Origin of the sequence: Dactylosporangium sp. NPDC051485 (genome assembly GCF_040682015.1) — a bacterium.
Lineage (GTDB): Bacteria > Actinomycetota > Actinomycetes > Mycobacteriales > Micromonosporaceae > Dactylosporangium.
Map to the genome: position 1 here is coordinate 1 of NZ_JBFAZW010000182.1, position 14379 is coordinate 14379.

Sequence of the window (14379 nt, forward strand, 5' to 3'; positions counted from 1 at the left end):
TCCTTCGACAAGCCCAATCATCCCTGCTGGCAAGGCATCCGTTCATCTATGCCACACGGTGTTATATTCCTATCCGCGGATCCGGGTCAGAGCAGTTGTTCACTTGAGACGATGTCGTTGTCGTGGAAAGTCCGACCTGTCCGCACGGTCCGGCGCGTGGCTGACGACTACACGATCGGGTGACTGTTCTGGTCTGCTGAGCCCGGTCTCGGCAGGATCGGTGTCTTCGATGGAAGGAAGCACCCTTGCGCGTCGTCTACGGCTACCTCGTCACCACCGACGGCTTTGACAGTGCTGACGCCACCAACCAACTCCTCGATGCCGTCCGTGATGAGGAGGGCATCCCCCGCGGCGAGTGGCGCCCAGCCCACCCTGACGCGTCCCTCGCTGCCCTGGGTGTCTACGTCGAGTATGTGCCTGGAGATGACTACTCCGACGTTGAGATGTTTGTGCTGTCTACGGGCGCGATCGAGGTGCCTGACGGCGACCCGGAGCTTCTCCCGGCCCCTACCGTGCCGTGGCTGGACTGGGCGCACCAGACGCTGAGGCTGCCGGACGACGCCGACGTGGACGGGCCGAGATGGTTCGACGTCGCCGACGAACTCGCCGGCGCCGCCTTGCCGCCCCCGGTGGCGTCGATCGCTTCAGCGGCTCTGCGGCGAACCGTTCCATCATCGCCGGGCATCAGCGCCCCAGCTCCCGGGCTGCCTTCGGCCTCCCCCAGGGGGCAGTGACGAGCGGGGCGCGGCGCCAGCAACTGCCGGTGCGCTTGGACTGCCCACCGCGGCAGCGACAGCTCGCAATGTGCTGAGGCGACGGGGCTCCCTGCCTGAACACCAGCCGCTTCCACAGCGCCACGTCGAGCGTGAGCCGCAGCCGACGGGCACGCACCGGCTGTGCGAACCCACCCAGGCCGGTTTCGCGGGCTGGCGTGGGTTGTGGTGCAGCGGTCCCGATCGTCGTGCTCGCAGTGCAGGTTCGGGACCCGCCAGATTGCACCGTCACCGTTACTCAGCTGGCGGTCGCTCGAGCGGTCCGTATTTCCGGGTTTGACGCGACCGGCGGCCCGCTGTGATCGCACGGATTTCACGCGCTACGCCGACCGTTGTCACCGCTCCGCAGACGTACATGCCGACCACTGCGATGGCCACGAGCTGTCCCGGCCACCGACGGTAGGGCGCGAGGAAATCCGGATCGACGACCAACATCCCGACAACTGCGACAGGCATACCCACGATCGCCGCGAACAGCGGAAATACCCGCGCCCAACGACGGAACCAGAATCGCCGCCGCACCCGCCTGACACGACGCAGATAGGACCTGATCTCCGGCGGGGCGGCGGACGCCAGTGCCGTCAACTCATCCGAGGTGAGCGTGCGCCCGCTCGGCAGCGTGATACGCCCGGCAGCCGACCCGGCGAGGGCCTGCATCGCCGCATCGTCCGCCGCCGACGATGCGTCTGGTCGCTCCGGCATGTCGTCCTCCTGAGAGGCGGTCGTGTCCGGCCACGGTAGGTGCCAGAATACGACGGGCGGCCCTCAGGACGGTGCCCTCGCGTCAGGTGCGACAGCACGACCTCGGCCGGTCGTGGTATTACGCATTCCCCGCGTGCCGACCTGCGGCTGGCCGCCAGTGACCGGTGAATCGTCCTTGTCGGGCGGCAGACCGCAGTGCCAGCACGCTGGAGCCTGCGGTGTGGCTACGGTTGGGCGGCCACGTCTCGGTCCAGGTCCGATGTGGAACCGTCGGCGAGTCGTTCGCGGAGTTGTTGGAGGCTGACGCCGTCGCCGGTATGGAAGGCCGGCCAGCCGGCCGCCGGGTAGCCGGTGATCGCCCTGGTGGCGCTGTCGGGTGTGGGGCACACCCTGCCGTGCTCGGTGACCAGGTTGCCGGCCGTGTCGACGGTGACGGTGTGTTGTTCGCCGAGGCGTGGCCGGTCCCACGTCAGCCGCTGACCGGGCTGCAGCAGCCCCGCGGCGAGCAGCGGACGCAGCGCGGGTTTCCAGGGCCTGCGGCGTCGGCGCTCGTCCCGCGGCGGCACCGGTGCCTCCGGCGGCAGACCCAAGACGCCCCGCAGCACGTCGTTGAAGGTGTCACCGGTACGGCCGAGCTCGCGGAGCGAGGCATAGACCTGCTCGTCGATGTCGATCTGGCGCATCTCGCCGTCCCGTCCCTCCGCACCTGCGTCACGGTCCTGGATGCGATCGGCGTCCAAGCCGACACCATCCACGCTCCGAGTGCGCCAGAACGCAAGTCCACACCCCCGTTACCCGCCCTGCCGGACCGCCCAGTCGATCAGCCGTCGCATCATCCAGGCTCGCGGTCGCCGGCTTCACCGCCCCTCAGGAACAGCTCCGGTCGGGACAACCGGTCGTTCGCTCACCGGCGCCGCCGGCATTATGGGCGGTGTGGGCGTGACCGGCGAGCTCGATCCGGCCGACTCCGCCGGGTCCGAGAGGTCACCGGTGAGCGGCGGACCCTGCTCGGCACGCTCGCGGGCGGGCGGTCCGATCCAGTGTTCCTCCCGGGAAGCTCCGAGTGCCCCGAGCACCGCGTGGTCTTGAAGATCAAAGTACGGTAGTGGTGGGTCAGGTAGTTCGTCGACGCCACCGGGCCGGCCGCGCCGGAAGAACACATGTGTGAGTCAGTTGTCGCGGCGTCGGGGTGACTGGGCCGTTGGGCTACGTCAGTGACGCGGTGCCGGTAAGCGCCACTGACGGCGGGTTCGCCGGTCCGGCAGTGCCGCCCGTCGGCGACGAACTGGCAGCGGTTCGTGGTCGAGTCGGTGGAAGTGATCGGTACTGACGGACCGATGTGTCTCACGGATGAGACATTGGGTTGACGGGTTCGTTATCTATGGCAGAGTAGGCAGCCGAGGTGTCGGGTAGCCGACATTTCGGGTCGACATTTCGTCGTGCCGGCGCGGTAGATGCCACCGGGTGGCGGTCGTTTGACCACCACCCGGTCGGCGGAGTTCGCGCTCAGTTCTTTTGTCGGAGTTTGAGTGCGGGTTCCGTGAGGATGAACAGCACGGTCCTTGCTGTGATCATGATGGCAAGGACCGTGTTTCTCGCTGGACCGTCAATCGACTGGGCGGCCAGGATTTCGGTGAGGCCGATGACGATGTTGACGATCCGTACCGCGATTCGCTGTGCGGCGATGCGGCGGTTCCGGCGCTCCCGTTCCGCCTGACGGTGCCGGTTATGGCGTTTCCGTCTCGGACGGTCGCGTCGGTTCTCTGGTCGCGGAGCCACGGGGTGGTTCCTTTCACGGCACTCCCGTTCGGGGAGGTCCTCCGGCACTGTGCCGGGGGTCTGCTGTGGTCCGCGGACAAGGACTACGTGCTGGATGTCTCGTTGAGCTGCTGCTCGGCAGGCACGGGAAGCGCGGGCGATGACGGGCTTCGTGCGTGATTGACAGTCCCAGCGTTGCCGCCACCGGGTAGGGCCGCGTCGATCAGGTGGGGACTCCCAGGCGGCCGGGTCTTCGGCGCTCGGCGAGAGCGGTGCAACGCTACTGCATGTACGTCTGCGGGTGGAAGAGTTTTAGTTACGCTCCGCCGATGTTTTTTTATGCAACTTGCATGACGGTCAGGCATGTCGGTCACGCAAACAGAAATACGTTTCATGAATGCCACGCTTGCAGGCATGACCCGCGTCGACCAATGCATGCCGGACAGGTATGCATATTTTCGATGTGCTGTACGCACAGTGATATTCGAGGGGACGACCTCTACTCCCGCGCCACGCGGCGCGGGAGCGAAGGAAAAGCTTTCTCCGGTTTGTTGTGCGCTCCTCGGAAATGGTGCGTTCCGGCATCGTTGCGATGCCATCGGCGGCCGTTAGGGGGTCATTGCGGGGGCGGGCGTACGGGCGGCGGCCAGGATCAGCAGGACGGTGCTGACCGTGGCGGTTGCCGCGCCGGGTTCGGCGCGGGTCTGCTCGTGGGTGAGCAGTTGCCCGGAGCCGTCGAAGACGGCGACGTCTTCGACCGTGACGCCACCGATGATCGCGGTGGCGCTGACGGCGGTGCCGATGCGGCCCGTGCGGTCGGCCAGTTGTCCGCGGACCTGGACGCCGGGGGTGTCGGCGAGGATCCGCAGTGCTGCGCCCCGCTGGGCCGGGGTCAGCACGTGGCTGCTGTAGAGGTCCGCGATGCGTTCCAGGAAGACGTGCGCGCCATCGGGAGCGGGACCGCTGTCGGCGAGCTGGGCGGCGAGGACAGCAGGGTCCGCGGACGGGTCCGTGATCGCCGCGCCGGCTCCGCCGGCAGGGATGGCGGCGGCGGAGGCGGTGTCGAGCGTCCCGGTGGCGGTGAACGCGGCAACGCTGCAGCTGCGGCGCAGCCCCGGCCGTGTGGGGTCCCACCAGAGTTGCTCGTCGTGGATCGCGGCCGTGGCCGCGCCGGGCTGGACCGCCCACCGGCGCAGGTGCAGGAAGGCGTAGCCGGTTCCGGCGGCCGCGCTGCCGGTCGGGTGCCGCACCTCGGAACCGTCCGTCAGGGTGCTGACGTACCCGGACAGGGTGGCGAGCTGCGCCAGGGCGGGTGCGGCCGGCCCGGGCCGCAGCGGTGCGGGCGCGGTAACCGGTACCGCGGCGGCGACACACGCGTCGGGGCCGGGCAGGCCAGCTGATTGCTGCGCCTCAGGGAAGCCGACAACGCCGGCACCGGCGATGATCAGAACAGTGGCGAAGGTGGCAGCGGCGGCCAGCAGCTGTCGGCGCTGGCGACGGACCCGCCGCCGACGCACGGCGATCCCGATCAGTTGCGCCGCGGTCATCGGCGCCGCGCCCGGCGGCCGCGGCGCAGCAGCGGCCACAGCCAGCGCCACCGGCCTGACAACAGCGTCGATCTGCTCGTCGTCGGGGTTCATACCGCGCCCTCCCGGGCCAAGCGCCGGCGGCGGGCCGCTCCCGTCTCCAGACCCTCCGCCGCAGCGATCTTCTTATGTGCCTTCTCGCGGTACTTGCGGACGCTGTCCGAGCTCTTGCCGATGACGGTGGCGATCTCCGCGTCCGAGAAGTTGTAGACGTGTTGTAGGTACAAGACCTCCAGCTCCTTACTGGTGAGGTTGTAGTCCGCCACGCGGTGCAGGAACTCGAGCTCGTGCCGGACCTTGGCGTCGGAGACCGACACCCCGATCGGCAGCGGCCACCGCGGCTCGGCGTGCCGTTTTCGGCGCCGCAGCTCGTCGATGGCCCGCCGACGGGCGACCTTGAACAGCCAGGCACGCACATTGCCGAACGCGCTGATGACATGGGCCTGCTCCCACGCCTCAAGGAACGTCTCCTGCCATGCGTCCTCGGCCGACCGCCCGAGGCGCAGTCCGTACAGGTAACCCAGGATCTCGTGCTGATGCGCCTCATACACTGCCGTGAACCACACGTTGCGGTCCTCGTCGTCCACTCCGTGCACCGTCCCTCGGGGTCGTCATCGATAGGTGCAACTTGCAGGGGTGTGCGGACGCGACATCGACTCACGTCGAGCGCGCACCCGGATATGTCGCACGAGACGTCGAATCTGTGAACACCGTCCCCCGGCAGATTTCCACAGCCGGGGCACCCCACCCGGGACCCCGGCCGCCCGGCCGGATCCTCCGGGCACCCCTGGCTGCGGTTCCACCGTCCGGCGGCGGCCTCCCGGCACCCTCGATGCAGGTCCAGAGCGTTTTTCATTTACTGCGATCGACGTGTTGTTCAACCCGGCGCCGCACCTACAGTGCTGTCACCGACCGTTTGCGGACGAGCGCGAACGGTAGTCATCGCTGGGTGCCCCCAGACCGGGACGGCATCCGCGACCAAGGGGGGATCATGACCAACACAGCACGCGCCCACTCGCTACCAGGACGGGCGATCGCGGTCCTGCTCGGCATCGCCGCAGCGGTAGCGACCGTCACGCCGGCACAGGCCGCACCGAACGGCGCCACCACCATCCAGGCGCAGGTCGACGCGTACCACGCCAAGCACCCCGGCGGGGTCCAGGTCGGCGCGGCCGACATCGCCTACGACGGAGGCCGGTTCGTCGTCACCATCGCCCGCACCAGCAGCACGGCCCTCAGCGGCGCCGACTGCCCGAGCGGCTGGTACTGCTTCTACGACGGGATAAACTTCGCATATCCCCGCGGAAGGCTCAGCGACTGCGGCTACCAAGACCTCGCCACATGGGGCTGGCGCAACCGCACCGAATCCGCCGCCTACAACCTCAGCACCGGCTCGGTCACCTTCGTCGACACCGCCACCTACACCAACCTCTTCACCGTCAGCACCACCGCCCGCAGCAACGCCAACGTCGGCGCAGGCCGCAACCGCGCCGACACCGTCTACCGCAACTGCTGAACCACCGCCGCGCACCCACAACCGAGCCCAACAGGCGCAGGCGCGGTGCGGCAAGATCACCAGCCACACCGCGCCCGCACCGCTCGAACAACAGCAGCCCGCGGCACCCGACAAACGCCAGACCACTGCGCAACGCCGGCCGACACGCCGCCCGCCCGGCAGGTTGTACGCACACCGACGTGTCGACGCCGGCGACCGCAGTCGGGACGGCACGCATGAACGCGGCGGTCGCGGAACGAAGGTCTTCTTGAGCGGTCGAGCCGACCGCCACCCGGAAGGGCCGTAAGACGTCACGACCGGCCCGGAAACCGCCTCGCGTGCCGCGCCAAATCCGACGCCAATGAGATGCCGCGTCGACGCCGCTCCGGCCCACCTAGGGCCTGAGCTCCCGTGCAAGATCAAAGACCACACAACACAGAGATACGCCGATCAGCACCGACCGGACTGGACGCTTCCGAAACAGCCGATCACTTTCGGAACACTTCAGGTCCACAATGGACAGAAAAAGTCAGGCGGCTGATCTACGTTTCCGCAGCTCAACCGCCTGTTGATCTTGCGCGCCCGAAGGGACTCGAACCCCTAACCTTCTGATCCGTAGTCAGACGCTAGGGATGCATCCTCTTCCACGATTTCACTCTCACGAATCGTGCTGTGCGCAAGCCCTCCGTACTCCAATCGTACGGCGCGTATCCGCAGGTCCACGCGGCGCCGACTCCGGACCGACGACATCAACCGGTGGTTCACCGAGTCCGCCCCGTGGCCGGCCTTGCGCGTGAGGCGGTTCTATCGTCCGGTTTCTCGGCTGACCGGGTACCCGATCTCCGTAACGGCTTCGTGGACTTGGGTGAGGTTGATGTCGGGGTTGAGTGCCCGCACCACAGCGTCGGTGAGCGGGCGCATCGCTGCGATGTGCGCGACCGCTGCCCGGTCGGCCTCAAACTCATGATAGTTCCCGGCGAAGGCAACGTAGCGGTCGACGATGTCGTCACACAGGATGGCGAGCCGGTCGGCGCCGTCGGGGCTGGTGTCGTAGCGCCCCCGCGACGGCGGAAATGTGATGCCAGTACCGGTGTGCCAGCGGTCGTCGCCAGCGCGCCGCCACAGCACGGCGGTGGCGTTCAGATCGCCCTCGTCGCAGAACGCGGGCTCGGTGACGTGTCGGCGGAACTCCGGCGGGAGCCCGTCGAGCAGGCCAGGCCACAGCGCATGGTCGTCGTTGGCGTACGGCGTCATCTCGGACTCATGGTCGAATACGCGAATAAACACACCCGCGGCGGTGAACACGATGGAGTACTCGTCGCCGCTGCCGTTGCGCATCAGGGCCGCCTCGTCGTCGCCCCACGGGGTGTAGGCGTAGTACGCGTAGTCGGGGCCTTGGATGAGCTCCAGCACGGCGAGAGCCCGGCACCGGTCGCGTAGCACCTCGATCGCGGGTAGCCGGTCGGCGATGTCGTAAACGTTCACTCCACGACTTTAGGAGCCAGGTCGCAGGACCCCGCCACCGTCAACCGACGACGTCGAACTGCTGGCGCGACGCACGGGCGGTGACAGGGCCGGCAGTCGCGCGTCGGCGGCCTAGTACAGCGGCGTAGGCGAGTGGTAGCAGGGGGTGCCGATGGTTAGGGCGATGCGTGGTGCGTCTTTGATGACCTCGGCGGTGATTTTGATGTGGTCGGCTGGATTGGTGACGGTCAGTTCGGGTCGTTCGGGGTCGCTGGTGCGGTAGTCGTTCTGGGTGTAGCCCTTGTTCTGCCATGCCTGTTGGAGTCTGGCGATGGTGGCCTTGGGTGCTTCGGTGGGGTTTTCGATCTGGTAGTGGCCGGCGACGCCGAACTGGTCGTTGGGTGCGTTTGGGGCGTCGCTGCACGGGATGTCGGTGGTGCCGCCCGGTTTGCTCTGCCGTGCGTCGGGTCCGATGAGTGTCAGGGTCTGGGTGAGGTAGTCGTTGACCGTGGAGGTGGCCTCGCCGACGGTTCTGGTCTCCAACGTGGTGTCCTTCTGTTGGGAGCACGCGGCGGTCGCCGTGGCGAGGAGCAGCGCGGCGATCACGGCGCGGGCGCGGTGCAGGGTGGTCATGGCGTCGGCGCCTTGTGGTCGAGCTTCACGTGGCTGTAGTCACCGACGATGATTTTCGCCTGGTTGTCGATGCTTCCGGAGTTGGCGTTCCAGTAGTCGGAGTGGCCGTGGGTGTTGACGTGGAACTGGTTGGCGCCGAAGGCGGGGTCCTGGGGTTCGGGGCCGTGGTCGTGTTTGTAGGCCTCGTCGAGTACCCAGCCGAGCGGGCCGAGCAGCGGGGCGCTGGCGACGGCGACAGTGTCGCCGTAGTAGCCGGGGTAGGCGACGGGGTCGTCGGGGGCGGCGCCGACCCAGAGGTGGTGGGGGTCGATGTGGAGGTTGGCGGCGTTGTCGGTGTGCAGGCCGGGGCTGCCGGCCACGATGACATCGTCGGCGGCGAGGCCGTTACCGTGCAGGTCGGCCTCGGCGACCACGGTGGAGCCGTAGCTGTGGCCGATGACGACGAGCCGGTCCTGGGTGCCGGTGTCGTGGGTGACCCGCAGCCCGTCGACGAACGGGTCGAGCGCGGCACCGCCCTGCTCGGAGCGTTCTGACAGGGCCACGGAGGCGTCGAACTCGGGGGCGTCGTAGCCGAGCCACCACATCGTCGCGGTTTGCCCGCCGGAGGCTTGGCTGTCGACGCTCCGGTACAGGTTGAGCTGCCGGTTGATGGCGCCGGGCGCGTCGTCGAGGGTGGTGCCGAGCCCAGGAACCATCACTGAGGTGTACTTCGCCGTGTCGGGATTGCCTACGGAGATGATCGCCTTGCCGTCGCCGGTCGGGTCGAGGCCGAGCAGATAGCCGTTGGTCCCGAGCTTGTCCAGGGCTTCCTTGGTTTTGGCGAGGTGCTGCTGCTCGGTGTGCACGTCGTCGAGGCGGTCCTGCAGCGCGGTGCGTTGTGCGTTCCAGGCGTAGAACTCGGGGCTGTTGTGGTTGACCGGCGGGTGGGCGTTGAGGTCGGCCAGTTGCCGGTTGAGGTCGTCGGCCTGGTGCTGGAGGTTGTCGCCGTCGCGTTGCAGCCGCAGCCGGTTGGCCGCGTCGCGGTCCTCGGCGGGCACCCCGTTGAGCCAGCCGACCAGGTCCGGGTACTGCTGGAGCGCGGCTTCCTGCTGCTGCGGGTCGAGGTCGTTCCACCAGTCGTTGACCGCCTTCGGGTCCTTGCCCTGCTGGGCGAGGATCTCCTCCCGCGACACCGGCACCCGCGCCAAAGCCCCGAACCCGACGGTGGCGTCGGGCAGGTTCACGACCAACGCGTTGGTCGTCCTGGCATCGAGGGCCCGGGCCCGCCCGACCAGCTCCGTCATGCTCGCCGCGACCTCGTTCACCTGCCTCTCCAACGAGTCGGGCGAGCGATACCCGGCCGCCGCGGCCGACACGCTGATCACCCCGGTACGCCAGTCGATGACGAACCCGGAACGCATCGCCTCGTCATACAGGTCGCCGGCCTGCCCGCACAGGTCATACATCGCATCAGCGTGCGCCTGCAACGCCTCCCCGATCCTCCGCGCCGGCAGATAGGCGTTACACACCTCGTTGCGCACCGTCGCGGTCCGCTGCTCGGCGGCCTCAGCGGCGTCACCCTCCGGCCACACCTCAGCCAGATCCCGCGTACTACGGATCACGTCCTCGGCCGCGTTGTCCAGATCCTCGGCCAGCTGCTTCCAGGCCCGCGCGGCCGTGGAGAACGGGCCCGGATCGCTGGCCAGCAGCTCAGCGAAGCCGAGCTCAGGCATGCTTCGTCCACGGATGCCCACGCATGGCGTCCTGGTCCGCCGCGCTGTAGTTGACTGCCGCCGCCTCGAAGCCCCGGGCCAGCTGCGTCACCTCGCCTGTTAGGTTGCCCAGGTACCGCTGCCACGCCTGCACCGCCGAGGACGCCTGCACGGTGGCCTGCCACGCCTCCGCCCCGTTCCCGGCCGGGACCAGCGTGTCGCGGTGCGCACCGACCGCGCCACGGACCTGCTCGGCCGCATGGCCGGTCCGCCGAGCCATGTCCAACAGTTGATCCAGATACGCCTTCATCCCACCCCTCGTCCCCCCACGTCGAGGGCCCCATCATGATCGATGGCACTACGATCGCGCCACCCCGTCACGCATCGACGACGGACCGTGCGCCCGGATGCGTCGCGATGGTCTCGTTCGACCAGGATTGGCGCCTTCGCAGCATTCTTTTAGGGCCTCAAGGCAATACATTGTTGGCCATGGACATCCGTCACACCAGCGAGGTCCTCTACCTCGCGGCCGCCGCCGAGATGCGCGCCCGAATCCAGTCCGGCGAGTGGCCACCCGGCACCCAACTGCCCGCCGAACGCGACCTGTGCCACCAGCGCCGGCACTGGCGGACTCCTCAAACGCCTCCGCCGACATCGCTGCGGACCTGCTCACCAAGCAGGTCGACCGCTACACCGACGCCGCCACCAGCTAGATAGCCGACAGGAAGGGCCGTCGGCTGGAACTCCTGGACCGGCCCCAACGTCGGCTCCGTCGGTATCACCGTGACCGCCCTGGTGATCGCCTGGATCGTGTACCGGGTCGCCCGCACGACCCCGGACCCGGGCCTCCCGCATGCGGGAGGCCGTCCCACCACTGGAACTCCGGCCCCGTCGAAGGCACCCGGCTGTGTTCCGGAAGCGGTAGTGGTTGTCCTGGAATTTGGCTACCGTGCTGATCTGAAGAAGGTCGAGGGCGGTGGGGGTATGGGGGTGACGCTGGCCAGGAAGGGCTCCCGGCGGATCATCGTCAATGGTGTCGATTTCCGCTGGACAGTGCGTCGCAGGCCCACGTACTGCCAGGCCAATGGCTGGTCGCCACTGAAGTTCGTGGTGGAGCGGGCCGAGGAACCTCAGGGGGCCTTGCTGGTCGTGTCGTTGCCGTGTGCGCATCCCGGCAACTGGATCGGATTGCGAAGCCGATCTGTGCGTCCCGCGCTGGTGGCCGCGGGTATCCGCCAAGCGCTGACCGGCGGCTGGCAGCCCTCGCGGCCGGGGCCGGTGTTCGCACTGACGCTCAGCGACACAATCAGCGCATGGTCTTGATGTCCTGCAGGCAGAGGCCCAGAGCCACTCGTTGATCCCGGTGGGTGCTCGGATGTTCAGGACCATGGGCGGACCAGCCCGAATCTACCCGGATTTTCGCGACTGGAGGCACACTGCCACGTCCCACATTGTGGACTTACAACGTCCGGACCTGGCAATACGCGTCAAGACGGAAACGGATATGAGCCGTGGTGGGCGGACGGGGTACCCTGTGTGCGCGGGCTGCTAGCTCAATGGCAGAGCTGCGGACTTTTAATCCGTAGGTTCAGGGTTCGAGTCCCTGGCGGCCCACCAGCATAAATAGACATCGGCAGATGGCTTTAGACGGGATTTTGTCCCTTTTATACCCGCCGGGTGCTCGGCGGTTGCTCGGCATGACGTGTTTACGCTGCTTGAGGCCAGGTTTCTGCCATGATCGTGTTCGTTCCGTGTCGTGCGCGGCCGCCAAGTGGCCCGTCGTTGCCGTGGCCAGCAACTTGCGACCGGGCGCCACTCCTCGCGGGGGCCGCGAGGGGCCCGATTCGGTAGGTTCAGGTAGAGGCGGCCATCAGGGGCGGTTGGGGACTTCATCTGCCACTGTGGGGTTCGGGCGCTCGCCTGCGCTACGCGCTGCAAGCCACCGGCGGGTGAAGCGCATCGACGATGCGCATCGCAAACGCGCTGATCGAGGGCACGCTGGCCGAGGCGACCTCACCGCGGACCCGCAACGACCTGGCCCGTAAGGCCAGGCAGCGCCAGCACGTCCGAGCCGGCCGGAACACCAAGTCCGGCGCCGCAACCCCGCCGCCGACTGCGCCGGCAACCGCCTGAGACTCGGATTGGACCGTCGTCGGGTCACGCTAGCTTGTGGGACCGGCAAGCCCGAGGATGGTCACATGACAGACGACAGCGGTGTCTTGGTGCGTGCCAGAGCCAATCTGTGGCGCGGTGCAGAGGCCGTCGGTGGTCGCCTGACCCTGACCCGCGACCGCCTGTCCTTCCGTGCGCATGCACTGAACGTCCAGACTGAGCCGCTCGACCTCCCGGTCGACCAGATCGTGTCCATGCACAAGTACAACCACTGGAGAATCATCCCGAACGGCCTCGCTGTCACGATGGCGTCGGGGACTGTGTACCGCTTCGTCGCCTCCAAACGCGACCGCCTCATCGCTGCTTTCGCGGCCCACCGACCGTAGGTCGCCGCTGCAGGTATGCCGTTCTCCCGGCAGATCCGCTCGAACAACACCTCACCCGGGCGGGGCTTGGTGAACGTGCTGGCTCGGCTGGCCACGCCGAAGCCGCGACTCTCCGCGGTTGGGAGCACACCGGGGCCACAGGCGGTCACACTGCAGCAGCTAACGAGCATCTGCGTGAAGATTCAGTGCAGGCCCTCGATCCGAGCCTGATCGGGTCGGCAGGATGTCACCATGTCGGACACAGCAACACGCGACGCCTCTGCGTCGACCGCTGGGCCCGACCGGCGGCTCGTCTGGGCATTCAACCTGTTCGTCGTTGCGGCGGCAGGTGGCGTGCTCTGGTCCGTGAGCTATCCGGGCAGCCGCTTGTTCCTGCTCGCGGCCGGCGGCTGTGCGTCCGTGCTCGTTGGCTGCTTCTGGCTCGGCTGGACCATCTCCATCGTCAGCACCACCGGCAGGTGGCGGAGATAGTTCCCGATCGGACCAGTCATCGGCGTACTCACCTTGGCCCTGCTGTGCACCGGCGCGCCGTTCAAGATGCGGTGGGCGGCCAGCCGAGGCGCGTTCGCCGCCGTTGTCGCCGGACACCCGATTCCGCCCCCGGGCAGTGCGTGGGAGAGCTTCACCGTGCCGCGCCGGTTGGGTCTTTACACCATCACAAGCGCAGGCTGGGTGCCTGGTGGCGCGGTCTTCTACGAAGCTCACGGCGACGTCTTCTACCACGCCGGCTTCGCCTATCTGCCCGGCGGGCCGACTCGGGACGTCGAGACCGCCTTGATCGAGTCGGCATACTTCCACCACCTCGGCGGCGGCTGGTACCGCTGGAGCGGCACCTCGTAGCGGACACTTACGCGGCGGGATGCCACTTCAGCCGTCATGCCCGGAGCGAGCGGTAGAGGTGCGCGGCTGGATCACCGGGCGTCGCTGGCCAGTACGGCCGGTGGCTGCCGCCGCTGTGATGGCGCCGGCGCTTGTCAGCGGCCCGGACATAGATGCTCGCCGCATGCGGGCTTGTGTACGACGAGGCCGACATGCCGGTCCGGCGTCGAGATCGTCTTGGCGGGCAGGGGTGCCCGGCGGTCGGTCGAGCGACCGGGTCGCCGATAGCCCGGCAAGTCGGGGTGGCCCAGGGGGCGGAGGTTGCGGCCGCGGTCAGCGGTTAGCCTGCTGTCGTGGCGGGAGCCGAACTAGATGAGTTGATCGTCGCGGACGCCGAGGCGCTGCGCGCGTGGTTGTTGAGCAACCACGCCACATCGGCGGGCGTGTGGCTGGCCCTGACCAGGAAGGACGGCACAGTCACCACGGTGACCTGGCAGCAGGCGGTTGACGAGGCCTTGTGCTTTGGCTGGATCGACGGGCAGGCCCGTAAGGGGGATCAGGAGATCTCTTGGATCCGGTTCACCCCGCGCAGGCCCCGCAGTTCCTGGTCGCAGCGCAACATCGCCCACGTGGCCCGGCTCGAGGCGCAGGGGCGGATGCTGCCTCCGGGCCGCGTCGCGGTGGAAGCCGCGAAAGCGGACGGGCGGTGGGCGGTCGCTTACGCTCCGCCCTCGGAAGCTGAGGTGCCGGCCGACCTCATCGCCGCGATCGCCGCCAACCCTGCCGCCCAGGCCATGTTCGACGTACTCACCAAGACCAACCGCTTCGCTCTCATCTACCGGGTCAATGCCGTCAAGCGGGCTCAGACCCGGATCCGCGGATAGGAATATAACACCGTGTGGCATAGATGAACGGATGCCTTGCCAGCAGGGATGATTGGGCTTGTCGAAGGACCAATCT

At 67.9% G+C, this 14379-nt stretch carries 16 protein-coding genes, 2 tRNA genes and 1 pseudogene; 8 read left to right on the forward strand and 11 right to left on the reverse strand.

The window, feature by feature from the left end:
• The first annotated feature begins 245 nt into the window (after nucleotides 1-245).
• Complete coding sequence (locus AB0M46_RS49085) at nucleotides 246-734, forward strand: hypothetical protein (RefSeq protein WP_363348237.1); 489 nt, start codon at nucleotides 246-248, stop codon at nucleotides 732-734.
• A gap of 273 nt (nucleotides 735-1007) precedes the next feature.
• Here the strand turns inward: AB0M46_RS49085 and AB0M46_RS49090 are convergent, their stop codons facing one another.
• The 5 genes from AB0M46_RS49090 to AB0M46_RS49110 form a co-directional block, all read right to left on the reverse strand.
• Nucleotides 1008-1475, reverse strand: a complete 468-nt coding sequence (locus AB0M46_RS49090; protein WP_363348239.1) for a hypothetical protein — start codon at nucleotides 1473-1475, stop codon at nucleotides 1008-1010.
• Nucleotides 1476-1699: 224 nt separating this feature from the next.
• Nucleotides 1700-2215: a hypothetical protein gene (locus tag AB0M46_RS49095; RefSeq protein WP_363348241.1), complete on the reverse strand. Its 516-nt coding sequence runs from the start codon at nucleotides 2213-2215 to the stop codon at nucleotides 1700-1702.
• A 766-nt stretch (nucleotides 2216-2981) separates the two neighbouring features.
• Nucleotides 2982-3254 (reverse strand): hypothetical protein, encoded by a 273-nt coding sequence (locus AB0M46_RS49100; RefSeq protein ID WP_363348243.1) that lies wholly within the window; start codon nucleotides 3252-3254, stop codon nucleotides 2982-2984.
• Between the two features lie 587 nt (nucleotides 3255-3841).
• Nucleotides 3842-4873 carry a hypothetical protein gene (locus tag AB0M46_RS49105; protein WP_363348245.1) on the reverse strand — a complete coding sequence of 344 codons (1032 nt, stop codon included), beginning with the start codon at nucleotides 4871-4873 and terminating at the stop codon, nucleotides 3842-3844.
• Nucleotides 4870-5406, reverse strand: a complete 537-nt coding sequence (locus AB0M46_RS49110; RefSeq protein ID WP_363348247.1) for an RNA polymerase sigma factor — start codon at nucleotides 5404-5406, stop codon at nucleotides 4870-4872. The genes AB0M46_RS49105 and AB0M46_RS49110 overlap by 4 nt, the downstream gene beginning before the upstream one ends.
• 404 nt (nucleotides 5407-5810) lie before the next feature.
• Between AB0M46_RS49110 and AB0M46_RS49115 the strand changes: the two genes are divergently transcribed.
• A complete protein-coding gene (locus tag AB0M46_RS49115) occupies nucleotides 5811-6335 on the forward strand; it encodes a peptidase inhibitor family I36 protein (RefSeq protein WP_363348249.1) in 525 nt (174 codons plus the stop codon).
• Nucleotides 6336-6891: 556 nt separating this feature from the next.
• On the opposite strand, the gene AB0M46_RS49120 is transcribed toward AB0M46_RS49115, so the two are convergent.
• From AB0M46_RS49120 to AB0M46_RS49140, 5 genes are all read right to left on the reverse strand, one after another.
• Nucleotides 6892-7021: transfer RNA gene (locus AB0M46_RS49120), tRNA-Ser, on the reverse strand.
• A gap of 97 nt (nucleotides 7022-7118) precedes the next feature.
• On the reverse strand, nucleotides 7119-7727 hold the full coding sequence (locus AB0M46_RS49125; RefSeq protein WP_363348251.1) for a hypothetical protein: 609 nt from the start codon (nucleotides 7725-7727) through the stop codon (nucleotides 7119-7121).
• A gap of 183 nt (nucleotides 7728-7910) precedes the next feature.
• The gene (locus AB0M46_RS49130) at nucleotides 7911-8411 is read right to left on the reverse strand and encodes a hypothetical protein (RefSeq protein ID WP_363348253.1); all 501 of its coding nucleotides are present in this window, start codon (nucleotides 8409-8411) and stop codon (nucleotides 7911-7913) included.
• Nucleotides 8408-10123 (reverse strand): alpha/beta hydrolase, encoded by a 1716-nt coding sequence (locus tag AB0M46_RS49135; RefSeq protein WP_363348255.1) that lies wholly within the window; start codon nucleotides 10121-10123, stop codon nucleotides 8408-8410. Before AB0M46_RS49135 ends, AB0M46_RS49130 begins: the two co-directional genes overlap by 4 nt.
• Nucleotides 10116-10412, reverse strand: coding sequence for a hypothetical protein (locus AB0M46_RS49140; RefSeq protein WP_363348257.1), 297 nt, complete (start codon nucleotides 10410-10412; stop codon nucleotides 10116-10118). The genes AB0M46_RS49135 and AB0M46_RS49140 overlap by 8 nt, the downstream gene beginning before the upstream one ends.
• A gap of 473 nt (nucleotides 10413-10885) precedes the next feature.
• Between AB0M46_RS49140 and AB0M46_RS49145 the strand changes: the two genes are divergently transcribed.
• From AB0M46_RS49145 to AB0M46_RS49160, 4 genes are all read left to right on the forward strand, one after another.
• Nucleotides 10886-11425 (forward strand): hypothetical protein, encoded by a 540-nt coding sequence (locus AB0M46_RS49145; protein ID WP_363348259.1) that lies wholly within the window; start codon nucleotides 10886-10888, stop codon nucleotides 11423-11425.
• A gap of 219 nt (nucleotides 11426-11644) precedes the next feature.
• Nucleotides 11645-11719 (forward strand) — tRNA-Lys (locus tag AB0M46_RS49150).
• Between the two features lie 348 nt (nucleotides 11720-12067).
• Nucleotides 12068-12235 carry a hypothetical protein gene (locus AB0M46_RS49155; protein WP_363348261.1) on the forward strand — a complete coding sequence of 56 codons (168 nt, stop codon included), beginning with the start codon at nucleotides 12068-12070 and terminating at the stop codon, nucleotides 12233-12235.
• A gap of 65 nt (nucleotides 12236-12300) precedes the next feature.
• Nucleotides 12301-12600, forward strand: coding sequence for a GRAM domain-containing protein (locus tag AB0M46_RS49160; RefSeq protein ID WP_363348263.1), 300 nt, complete (start codon nucleotides 12301-12303; stop codon nucleotides 12598-12600).
• A 350-nt stretch (nucleotides 12601-12950) separates the two neighbouring features.
• Here AB0M46_RS49160 and AB0M46_RS49165 read toward each other — a convergent pair whose 3' ends face one another.
• Nucleotides 12951-13091, reverse strand: coding sequence for a hypothetical protein (locus AB0M46_RS49165; protein ID WP_363348265.1), 141 nt, complete (start codon nucleotides 13089-13091; stop codon nucleotides 12951-12953).
• 13 nt (nucleotides 13092-13104) lie between these two features.
• Here AB0M46_RS49165 and AB0M46_RS49170 point away from each other — a divergent pair, with 13 nt between their 5' ends.
• On the forward strand, nucleotides 13105-13440 hold the full coding sequence (locus AB0M46_RS49170) for a hypothetical protein (protein WP_363348267.1): 336 nt from the start codon (nucleotides 13105-13107) through the stop codon (nucleotides 13438-13440).
• Nucleotides 13441-13772: 332 nt separating this feature from the next.
• A pseudogene (locus AB0M46_RS49175) lies at nucleotides 13773-14291 on the forward strand (YdeI/OmpD-associated family protein); the annotation flags it as partial.
• Nucleotides 14292-14379 lie beyond the last annotated feature (88 nt).